At 55.4% G+C, this 2,098-nt stretch carries 1 protein-coding gene; it reads right to left on the minus strand.

Annotated elements, in window-relative coordinates:
- The coding region (locus tag JF818_RS09125; protein ID WP_198891706.1) for an IS1634 family transposase at positions 1–1,784 on the minus strand (1,784 nt) is incomplete at its 3' end.
- Positions 1,785–2,098 lie beyond the last annotated feature (314 nt).

Consider the following 2,098-nt stretch of genomic DNA (forward strand, 5'->3'; position numbering starts at 1 on the left):
GCCTTGAGTATGGTGTCGACCAGCACGTCATAGTATGCGACCTGGTAGATGTTCGAGTTCGCCAGCTGCACGGCGTTGAAATGGGAAAGCGACTGCTGTATCGACTTGGCCGAGTATTTCCAGCCGAGCTGCAGCTCCAGCAGCCGTTCCAGGACCAAGGAAATGAAACAGATAAGGAAGTGGGCCCGTATCCTGTCCTGCCTGCTGTGGAACACCGGCCTCAACGACAGCATCCCCGTCTTGGTGACCTTGAACGTCTCCTCGATCTTCCAAAGCCCTCGGTAGATGTCCGCTATCTCCGAGGCAGGCACCACATGGTTCAACACCAAGAACCCGTCCGAATCCCGATAGTATGCATGGCTGGACGGCTTGTCGGGATTGATCTGCGACTCGTCCCCGACCCCGACGACGTTGGTGCAGATGAGGTAGTAGCCGTCGTACTTCTCGTCCTCCTCCAGCCTCGAGGCGTCGAACTCGTAGAGGCACCAGTCGGCCTGTACCAGCTCCCCCGCCTTGACGGGGCTCTTCCTCAGGTACTTGCTCTTGCCGTAGCTGGAGTCCTTGAAGTCCTTCGACCGTTTGCCCTCGGACTGAAGCGCCTTCTCGATCACCGCCTGCCGCTCGTGCCTCGCCCTGTCGCTGTACTTCCTGCTCCAGATGAACACCTGCCGCTCATTGTAGGTCCCGCTGTGCTTCTTGCCGTCGATGTCGCCGTAGGTGCTTGCCCTCCTGGGGATCGTCCTCTCCTTGATCATGGACACCACGTTGCCGTTGCCGTCCAGCACATGCTCCCACCCCTCGTCCGAGAGCGCGAACTCCTTGGTCTGGGAGTCCGACTTCCGTATGGACTGGCTGATCACATACCCGTTCCTCGCATCCCGGATCTTCATGATGTTGTAGTAGCTCATCATCCCCTTGTCCGCCACCACGATCTTGCGGCTGTCGGAAAAGTCGATGATGCTGCCATCCATCGCCTCGGGCAGCGTCTCGCAGTCGTTGGTGTTGCCCCTGAACAGCTCGTAGGTGATGGGAATGGAAAGCTCGTCCATGAACAGGCCCATCTGGATGATGGGCTCGGGCCGGTGCTCCTTGCAGGGGCCCTTGGCCCTGAGCCCGTTCTCGTCATCCGCCTCATCCCGCTCGAAGTAGTAGTTGGTGACGTCGTAGAACACCACCGTGTCCCTTCTCCCGAACTTCTGCTTCACCTTGGAGTCCAGGTGCCTCAGCAGGTCGGTCCTCCACTTCAGCAGGCTGTCCATGCTCCGGTAGACGTCCTGAAGGCCGTAGCCCGTGTCGCCGAAGAACCGCCCCTTGTGCTCCCAGGTGTTTTTCTTGGAGGCCGGCCACAGGCATCGCGAGTAGAGCAGGTGCTGGAAGATGACGTTGATGTTGAAAGAGCAGTCCAGGTACCTGCGCCGGTTGTTGACGAACTCGTCCAGCTCCAGGCGGTGGTACAGCCTCGAGTAGGCGGCGAACCCGAGGTTCTTGCAGTCATCCGAAACCCGGAGGTCTCCTTCTCCGGACAGGCTGAGCCCAAGGCCGAGGTCGACCTGGTAGCTCATCGTCCTCACCGTATTCCTGGCCTCTTCCCTGAGCTCGTTCAGCCTTTGCAGCACGTAGGCCTGCGGATCCTCCTCTCCGCGGCTTCTCAGGTCGTTGGCGGAGAACTTCTCGACCATGACCTGCTTGTGCTTGGTCTTCTCCCCCGGGATGCGGCTGACGGTGTTGATGTAATAGATCGTGTCGCCGCTCTTGAGCACGTTCTTGGTCATCATGTAGGCCATGGTGTTTCTCCTTGCCTTCAGTATATATGAAACAGGGATGATTGTAAATATAAATACATAACAATACGAAAATATGTTTTAAGTCATAACACCAAATACGAAAAAAACCACCCTGGGGTGGCTGGCGTGTGGTTTTTGGGTTATGGCTTAGATTATGCTGCTGTCAAAGTGTGGAGGAAGGAACGGTCAAATCATCAAGATTGTACAGATTCATACAAGAAAAATGTATCTTGTAAAGATATACATATGTAATATATTCAGCAATATTAAACATTATTTTTATAATTTTGCCCAATAATTGTATCCAAAAGTAC

This window comes from Sphaerochaeta sp. S2 (assembly GCF_016406725.1).
In the GTDB taxonomy this organism is placed as follows: domain Bacteria; phylum Spirochaetota; class Spirochaetia; order Sphaerochaetales; family Sphaerochaetaceae; genus Sphaerochaeta.